Genomic DNA, 7772 nt, shown 5'->3' with positions numbered 1-7772 from the left:
GCCGTCGTCGCCGCGAACGGTGCCGCGCCGGGGCTGGTCGGATCGACCGGTGCGCCCAAGGGGGCGTGTCCCAGCCCGCCGGTCGGCATCGTCGGCGGGGCGCTTCCGGCAGGGGGCTGACTGGCACCGGGCGGCAGGGCGAGCCGCCCGGTCACCGGCGCGGCGGTCGGCTGCGTGACCTGAGGGGCCGGAGGCACCGAGGGGGGGCGCGTGCCGGGCGTCTGGATGACGGTCTCTTCGTTGCCGCCGGAGGTGACCTCCAGCAAGGTCAGGACCTCATCCATGCTGACGGGCCTGTGTGCCGGATCGGGCGCCAGCATCTGCGTCAGCACCGGTGCGAGACTTGCTGGTATCCCGTCGAGGGCAGGCACGCTGCGTCGGGCATCGACGGCCTCCGCGACCGATTGGCCCATATCGAGCGCCGTGCCGCGCAACGCGGCGGCCATGAGCAAGGCGAGGCCATAGATATCCGTATGCGGACCGACCTTGCCGCCGAAGAGACCAAGCTGCTCCGGAGAGACGTACCGGAACTTGCCGGCGAACTTCCCGAACAACGTGGCGTCGCCCATGTCCTCGGCCGTGGCGATGCCGAAGTCGATCAACGCTGCGCGTTCGACCTTGCCGTCCCGGAGCATCACGTTGTCCGGCGACAGGTCGCGGTGCACGACGCCCCGATCGTGCGCTTTCTGCAGGCCGCGGGCGAGGCGAGCCATGAGAAGCCGCCCCCGAGCCTCGTCCAGCGCGCCATAGCGGGTCAGGTGATCCGAAAGCGGCGTCCCCTCGATGAACTGCGTGACAAGGCAGTACCGGCCCGAAGCGGAATGGTAGAAGCTGTCGAGGTAGCGGACGATGGCGTCGTCGGCCAATTCGAACAGGATCCGGGCTTCCCTGCGGAACAGCGAGACGATCGTCTCGTCCTTCGACAACTGCTCGAGGATCATCTTGATGGCGACGCGGTTTCCCGTGAACAGGTGCTCGCCTTCATAGACCTCGCCCATGCCGCCGGCGCCGATCAGGCGTTCGATCTTGTAATTCTCGTTAAGAACGGTGCCGACCGGGCTTGCCGTGACGACCTGAGGGTCAGGTTGCGGCGCAGAGACCGCTGTCGCGGAATCGTCGATCGGTTCGTGATGCGCCTCATCGTCTTCGTGAAGACCGCGCGGATCGGCGCCGTCATCCGAAGGCCGTCCTGTCGGAACGGCCGTGCCAAACGGGTCGCCCGGCCCCGTCCCCATCACCGTCCGGCGATAGTCTTCCTTGGACGGTCCATCCGCCGGCGATCCGGGGACGATGACGCGGGTGGCGTCGTCGTCCTCGGCCGGCGGCTCGGGTTTTCGTCCGGGGGGATCGGTGCTCATTCCAGCTCCCATCCGGGTTTCACGCGCACCACCAGGGCGGTCACATTGTCTCTGGCGCCTCGTTCCAGAACCTCGGCCACGAGCGTCGCGCAAATCGCCTGCGCGGACGAACCGGTGTTTAGATGCTCGGCGATCTCGCGGTCGTTCAGATGCTCCGTCAGGCCGTCGGAACACAGCAGAAAGACGTCGTCGGCCGCCAGAGTGCCGCGGACGATCTCGCAGACCGGATCGCCGGTGACGCCGACGGCGCGGGTGATGACGTTCTTGCGCGGCCAGACCGCCGCCTCTTCGGGCGTCAGCTGCCCGGCATCGACGAGGGCCTGTGCCTCGGTGTGATCGCGGCTGATCCGTTCCAACCGACCGTTCCGAAGCCGATAGAGACGGCTGTCGCCGGACCAGGCGCAGGCCCATTCCGCCTCGTAGGTCAGCAGCGAGACGACGGTAGCGCCGACGGGGGCCCCCAATTCGGCCCCCCGCTCCGCGACCAGTTCGTGGGCCCGGACGAGACGCTCTTGAAAGCGCGACTCGAGATCCGGAAGCGAGCTGCCGACCCCGACAGAAGAAATCGTGTCCACGATCGTCTGGCTGGCCCAGTCGCCGGCCTCATGTCCCCCCATCCCGTCCGAGACGACGAAGACGCCGAGATCGGGACGGGACAGGGCCGCGTCTTCGTTGTGATCGCGCACGCGGCCGACATCTGTCTGCGCGGCTGCGTCATAAGCATTAGTGCGGAGCATCCGCTCCTCCCCCCTGTCCCGTCATCAGCCAGGCCAACGCCGTTCCGTCGACCAGCCCATCGCACCCCACCATCGCCGACGGACGTCCGGCGCCCCCATCCGTCCACCAGTAGCTCCGACCGCGCGCAGATCGGGTATAATCGGCGGCCGCCGCGTCTCCTAGCAGGATCGAGGCATCGGCATTCTCGTTCACGGCCCAGATCAGGTCGGGTAGCCGCGGTCCGGGTCCGGCCTCGTCTCCGTCCTCGGCCCCCTCGATCAGCGCTAAGGCGCGTACCTGCAAAGCCTCGTGCAAGCCCTGATCGGTGACGAGGGTCGGCGGCTCGACCGGACCCGCCGTCATCACAATCAGCGGATAGCGGCGCCCGACACGATCCCGCGAGGGGACGATAACGCCGATGGCGGTTCCCCAGGACATGATCTCTCCGCCGATCCAGAACCGGATCGCCGGCGACGCGTCGAAGGCGTCCTTCCAGCCGGGGCCGAGCGCGTCGCGCGCGTCCGTCATCGCCCCGTCAAGCCAGCGCGACATCTCTTCTCGCACGTCCTCGTTCAATCCGGCGAAGACGAAATCGCCCTTGTGCGGCAGCTTTCCGAACCAGCCCGCCGCGACCGGGGGCAGGCCGATGCCCGACGGCAGCGGCGTGCCCGGCTCCGTGCGCTCTGGTTGCTCCGACACCGCTTCAGTCCAGCGATTGCGGGCATTCGAACTCCCGCAGCTCGCGCATGGTGAACGGATTGGTCACCGCGTTGATCGTGAAGTCGTAGGTGATGTTGCGACCGCCGACCATGAAGGTGGCCCGCAGGACATCCCCCCGCTGTTGCTTGGCCGAGGCCGCATCGAGGAACTTCATGAACGTCCAGGCGGATCCGGTGAAGCCCAGCGTCGAGGGCCGGTCCAGCGAAGGGCGCAACACGAGCGCGGTCGCCTTGCCCGGCCCGGGCCAGGTGACGGTCTTCGGGATCTCGTAGCGGACCGTCTCGACCTCCTGGTCGTTTATGACCAGGAGCGCGCTCTCCACGGTCGAATGATTATCGACCTGCTGTATCGTGATCTCGACGGCAGGCTGGTTGCTGCCCCCTTGGAAGAAGGCCTGGCGGATCCGCTCGGCCCGCTCGAACTGACGCAGCGCGCCGGGGCTGAGGCGACCGGCCAATGGACTGTCCGCGCGATAGCGCAAACCTTCGGACGTCCGCTCCACATAGGGGGCGAGGTACTCGCTGAAGAACCGGTCCATATCGCCGCCCGGCCCGAAGAAGGACGAGAAGTCGGCCATGCCGAGGTTCCGCTGCGAATTCGCGAAGGGATAGGCCGCCGTGATCGTCTCCCGGCACTTGAAGGCGATCTGGTTCTGCAAGGCGCGGTTCATCGTCTCGATATTCGCGTCCGTGGCGCCCTGCCGGAAATCGGCCTCCGCCTCGTTCACGAGCGCGGCGACCGGCTGCGGAAGCTGGCTGTTGTAGCGCGTCAACTCGTTCAAGAGCTGCGGCAGCAGGACCGCCGCCTGTTCGGGGTTGGACTGGCTGGCGTTCAGCGCCGTCCAGATCGAGCCGAGGTTGCCGAGCACTGCGTCGATGGGACGTTGCCCCGCCTGCCCGTCGAGCAAGGCATGCCAGCCCGAGAATTCCTCCTCGATCCGCTCGATCGGCGCCATGATGCCGCCTTCGGCCGATGCGCCGCCGCCCCCGACGCCGCCCGTGCCCTGACGGCGCATGACGATCTCGGCCAGCATCCGCGTGACGCCGCGGGTCCGGGTCAGCGCACGACTCGCGACCTCGTTTCCGACTTCGCTCCCGACGGACCCGCCAGCCGCTGCAGAGGCCAGTTGCTCGGGCGACAGACCCGCGACATTTTCCAACTCGGTCGTCAGGCGGGTCTCTGTGGCGACGGATTTCACGAGGTTCAGCAGAGGCGAGACCATTTCGCCGGCCAGCAGCCCGAGCGCCTCGTACCGGGGGGCGTCGGCCACCAGGCTGTTGAGGGAAAGGTTGCCCAGGACCGCCATCCAGGCATCCCGATGCTCGCGCCGGTAGCGGTCGAGCAGGCTCCGGTCGAGGGTCCGCATGCGGGCTTCGAATTCCTCGCCCACGCCATTCTCGCCCAAAACCCACTGATCGGCGCGCAGACGCTCGGCAGAGGTCGAGAGGGCTGGATAGAAATAGCCCCAGAACCCTTCGTAGGTGTAAAGCGCGTCGACGGATTGCGTCGACAGGTCGGAGCCGTCGCGCGTGGCGAAAACCCGCTCCGCCGAGTTGCCCGCCGCTTCGACCAGGTCCCAGTCCGGCAGGCCGGTCCCGGCCACGCCGTCCTGGATGATCGCCCAGGCCTGTTCCGCCGGCGAAAGCTGCGCGATGGCCTGGCGGGCGTTCTGCACCGTCTGGTCGTCGATCGTCAGCAGAAGCGGGCGGTCGTCATCCATCGCGAGCATGGCCTCGAGATGGGCCTGCAGTTGCCGCTGGGTCTCGAGCCCGGAGAGCCCTTCGTACGCGCGACCCCAACGCTCGCGGAAATAGGTGACGATGGCGGCATCGTCTGTCACCGCACCCTGCCCGCCCAGCAGGAGATAGATCTTGAGCGCGCGATAGATCTCGGTGGTCTCGCCGCGCGCGATGATGAGGGGGATCTCCTGCTCCAGCGCCAGGATCAGGCGCGGCCGCAACATCCTTTCCAGTGCGTCGGAATAGCTTTCGGCCGAGGCGGCCTCCAACCGATCCCATTGGCCCAGACCGATCCCCTCCCAGAAAGTCGGTTCTTCATCTACGGCATAGCCTGCCGGGACGAAGGCCAGATCCTGCAGCAGCGGCAGGACCGGCTCCAGCGACGTGTCGGTGATGACGGTCCGGTCGGCCTCTCCCTGGGCGGCGCGGGCATAGGCCGCCGTCTCGGCCCGGGCGACCGAAACCAGTGTCGCATTGCGCCAATAGCTGTAACCCAGCGCACCAACGGCCCCCAAGGTCGCGATGGCAACGGTCGCGAACCCCACGCCGCGTACGATCGCGTCGCGCCGTACCGCGCGGCGATCGTGGCTGACCCAGTCCTGTTCGGCGAAGATGACCTTCTCCAGAAGGTCCCGCAGGAAATAGCTCTTGCCCCGGCCCGACATGAACCCGCCGCCGAAGGTCCCGGCCCCTTCACGGGACATGGCGCCGAGCACCTGGTCGATGGGCGTCCCTTCCTGGGTGCCCGACGTGAAATAGAAGCCGCGCAGGATGGCATTCGACTTGTAGCGCGTCGGCTCGAAGACCCGGCGCAGGAAGTCGCCGATCCCTTCGCGCAACATCGCCATCTGTCCCGGCAGGCCGAAGATCGCGACGCGGCTGATGCCGTCCGGTTCCTCGTTGAGGCGGTCGATCACCTCTTCGGAGAGGCGCGACAGAAGCGCGTCGAATTCCTGCGGCACCGACTCGTGCGTCAGGGCCTTCCGGTCCTTCGTCTGGAACGTCGCACCCCAGACCGCATTTCGGCGGGACTGGCTGAAGCTGCCGAAATACTCCCGGAATCCCGAGATCAGATCGGCCTTGGTGAACAGCACGTAGACCGGGAAGTCGATCTTCAGCGTCTCGTGAACCTCGGCCAGCCGGGCCCGAACGGTCTCCGCATGACGCCGCCGCTGATCGGCGTCGGCGGTCATCATGTCCTCGACCGAGAAGGCGAGGATCACGCCGTTGATCGGCTGCTTGGGCCGCGTCCGCTTGAGCAGGTTCAGGAATGCCGTCCACGAGGCGCCATCGGCCTCGGCGTTGGAATCCTGTGTCGTGTAGCGGCCGGCGGTGTCGATCAGGATCGCGTCCTCGGCAAACCACCAGTCGCAGTTGCGCGTGCCGCCGAAGCCTTCGACCGCCTCGCCCGTCTTCGACAGCGGGAACTCGATCCCGGAATTGGCCAGCGCGGTCGTCTTGCCCGCACCGGGCGGGCCGATGATCACGTACCAGGGCAGATCATAGAGATAGGTGCTGCCGCCCGATTTCTTGAGCGTCGCAAGCGCCTGCGTCATGCGCTCGGACAGGATCTTGCCGTCGCCGACCTCGCGTTCCTCGACCAGCGCGTCTTCCAGCGCCTTCGCGGCCTTGCGGCGGCGCCACCATTTGATCCCGACGATCAGCAGAACGATGCCGAGGATCGTGCCGATCACCGTCGCGCGCAGCCAGACCGTGCCCAGCAGCGCAACGCCCGTCATCGGGCCGCCGAACCAGATGGCCGCGCATAGGGCGATCAGGCCCAGAACCGTCAGCGTGATGCGGAGCCAGGCATGCCTGCCTGCGGCGCGGACAAGACGGCGAACCATCAGAACGTCCCCTCACGTGCGACCATGACCTCGACCCGGCGGTTCAGGGCCCGGCCTTCCGGCGTCTCGTTGTCGGCGATCGGATCGGCGGCCCCGCGTCCTTCCACGGTGATCCGGTCCGGCACGCTGGTCAGCGGAGCGATCACGTCCCGCACGCCCTCCGCGCGGGCGACCGACAGGTCCAGGTTGGATTTGAATTGCCCCCGCCCGGAGGGCGGGATGTTGTCGGTAAAGCCGAGGATGCGGATCGGCCCCTCTTCGGCGTTCAGCGTCTCTGCGATACGCTGCGCCACAGGGGCGAACTCGGCTTTCACCTCGGCACGACCGCTGTCGAACAAAAGCAGGTTGCCCACCCGCACGTAGATGTAATCGCCCTTGGTGCCGACCTCGACCTGCCCGGCCTCGATCTCTGGGGCGAGGCTTTCGCGGATCCGTTCGAGCTGGCTTTGCGTGACCGGGTTGACGAAGGGCTGCGCCGCGGCCGTCCGCTCCAGCGACACCGGCTCGCGGGAATGGACGGAATAGAGCGCATCCGCAACTTCGGCGCCGCGCTGGTTCAGCAGCGTCGAGAGCGTCGCGTAGAAAGCGACCACGATGGCCAGCGCAATGCCCGCAGCCGCCCAGACCGGAATGCCGCCGAAACGGCGCTTGCCGCGCAGGATGACGGGCATCCAGCGGGGACTGACGTCCTCGTCGGGGCGCGGTCGGACCCGCCGCAGGGTCTCGTAGATGGCGTGCCGAATCCGGGCCAATTCGGTCGCGCCATTCGGGCGCGTGCGATACTCCCCCTCGAAGCCGAGGCTTAGACAGGTGAGCATCAGCTCCAGCAGGTTGTAGTACTGCGCCGGGGCCTGCATCGCCTTCTCGGCCTCATGGAAGAAGCCGACGCCGGTTTCGCGCGTGTTGAAGAAGCGGGCCGCCATCGAGTATTCGGCCCATTGCCCCCGATCCGCGCCCGGTAGGTTCTGGACGATGTCGTCGGCCGTGCCGCAGAGCGCGTATTTCGCGACCTGAACCTCTTGCGCGGGAACGCCCGCCTCGAGAGCGTTCCGCTCGAAGGCCTCGATCTCATAGTAGACGTGGCTCATCAACGGGGCGGCCTGCATCTCGACCAGACCGGTCCGCAGGCGCCCGAAGAGGATGAGCAGGTTCGCCGCCGCCGCGACCAGCGGGTTGGAGGACCCGCCCGCGCCCAGCCCGGTCGCCTTGAGCGCCTCCTGCAACGGAATGCGCGGGGCCGCCTGCTGGACGGGGCGCTCCTCCTGCCGGGGCATGTCGGGAAAGAAGCCCTGTTCCTGCCCCGCTCTCTGCCCAAGACCGGAGGGTGCGCCGGGTCCGAACCCGGCGCCGGCCCCCGTCCCGAAGCCCGGCCCGCCCCCATAGGCAGGCGG

5 protein-coding genes are annotated in these 7772 nt (G+C 67.7%); all 5 read right to left on the bottom strand.

Translation table 11 applies throughout. From position 1 onward, the window contains the following. Positions 1–1358: serine/threonine protein kinase (locus jaqu_RS20565; protein WP_161793840.1), on the bottom strand; the 1358-nt coding region annotated here is incomplete at its 3' end. Continuing rightward, on the bottom strand, positions 1355–2095 hold the full coding sequence (locus jaqu_RS07205; RefSeq protein WP_043918287.1) for a PP2C family protein-serine/threonine phosphatase: 741 nt from the start codon (positions 2093–2095) through the stop codon (positions 1355–1357). The genes jaqu_RS20565 and jaqu_RS07205, both read right to left, overlap by 4 nt. Further along, positions 2082–2774 carry a type VI secretion system-associated protein TagF gene (gene tagF, locus jaqu_RS07200; RefSeq protein WP_052500833.1) on the bottom strand — a complete coding sequence of 231 codons (693 nt, stop codon included), beginning with the start codon at positions 2772–2774 and terminating at the stop codon, positions 2082–2084. The genes jaqu_RS07205 and tagF overlap by 14 nt, the downstream gene beginning before the upstream one ends. Before the next feature lie 4 nt (positions 2775–2778). Further along, positions 2779–6381, bottom strand: a complete 3603-nt coding sequence (gene tssM, locus jaqu_RS07195) for a type VI secretion system membrane subunit TssM (protein WP_052500832.1) — start codon at positions 6379–6381, stop codon at positions 2779–2781. Beyond that, positions 6381–7772, bottom strand: a 1392-nt coding sequence (gene tssL / locus jaqu_RS07190; protein WP_052500831.1) for a type VI secretion system protein TssL, long form, incomplete at its 5' end; no start/stop codon positions are given. The genes tssM and tssL, both read right to left, overlap by 1 nt.

The sequence above is a fragment of the Jannaschia aquimarina genome (genome assembly GCF_000877395.1).
Classification (GTDB): Bacteria; Pseudomonadota; Alphaproteobacteria; order Rhodobacterales; family Rhodobacteraceae; genus Jannaschia; species Jannaschia aquimarina.
Note: the sequence above shows the minus strand (reverse complement) of the source record. Positions and strands in the feature narration are given on the sequence as shown.